We start from the raw sequence: 370 nt of genomic DNA, 5'->3' as shown, positions 1-370 counted from the left end.
GATCAGGATGCCGTTCTTGGCCATGACGCCGACCAGAAGCACCAGGCCGATCTGGCTGTAGGCATTGAGGCTGGTGCCCGACAGCAGCAGCGCGAAAATGGCGCAGGCAAGGCCGAGCGGCACTGTCGCCATGATGATGACGGCACTGACGAAACTCTCGAACTGGGCGGCCAGCACCAAAAGGATGATGATCAGGGCGAAGCCGAAGATGGTGACCATGGCGCTGTTGGTTTCGCCCAATGTGGCGGCTTCGGCCAGCGGCAGGATGCGGCTGCCGGGCGGCAGGAGCGGCGTGGCGATCTCCTCGGCACGCGTCAGCGCATCGCCAAGCGCGAAATTGCCTGAGAGGTTGGAGGTGATTGCCACCGAA

Annotated in this window: 1 protein-coding gene; it reads right to left on the bottom strand. The window is 63.2% G+C overall.

The annotated features are described in order from the left end of the window. The coding region (locus EN852_RS36305) for an efflux RND transporter permease subunit (protein WP_135879721.1) at positions 1–370 on the bottom strand (370 nt) is incomplete at both ends.

The organism is Mesorhizobium sp. M2E.F.Ca.ET.209.01.1.1 (assembly GCF_004010375.2).
Taxonomy (GTDB): Bacteria; Pseudomonadota; Alphaproteobacteria; order Rhizobiales; family Rhizobiaceae; genus Mesorhizobium.
The sequence above is the reverse complement of the archived record's forward strand: the minus strand, read 5'-3'. Positions and strand labels throughout refer to the sequence as shown.